At 62.0% G+C, this 458-nt stretch carries 1 protein-coding gene; it reads left to right on the top strand.

Features of this window, described 5'->3' with window-relative positions:
• Positions 1–287 precede the first annotated feature (287 nt).
• On the top strand, positions 288–458 hold a 171-nt coding region (locus HMPREF2765_RS09435), incomplete at its 3' end, for an IS3 family transposase (protein WP_305793651.1).

Here is a 458-nt window from a genome sequence, read left to right on the forward strand (position 1 = left end):
GCGCTTAAGCCTAAGCCCAAAGGCAGGCCGAAGGGGTCAGTGCGGGCGGTGCCACCAACGCGTGAGGAGGAACTTGCCGAGCGCGTGCGCAAGCTTGAGGCGCAGGTGGCGTACCTAAAAAAATCGATTGCCCTGAAGGCGCACAGGCGCTCCCAAACCGGGACAAAGCCCTAGTGGTCGCTGAGCTTTCAGGGCACGGGCACAAGCTGTACGATCTCCTTGAGGTGGCTGGCCTTGCCAGATCGAGCTACTACTACGCGTTGGCTCATCCCCAGCAGCCAACCAGAGTGCAGCTACGTCCCAAGGTCGCACAGATCTTTTCGCGGACCCCCAACGGGTGCGGTCACAGGCAGGTAGCCATGTGCCTGCGCGCTGAGGAAGGGGTGCGCATTGCCGATAAGACGGTCTTGAAGATGATGCGCCAGATGGGGCTGCGCTGCGGTATACGCCGCCAGAGG

Source organism: Rothia sp. HMSC062H08 (genome assembly GCF_001810775.1).
In the GTDB taxonomy this organism is placed as follows: Bacteria; Actinomycetota; Actinomycetes; order Actinomycetales; family Micrococcaceae; genus Rothia.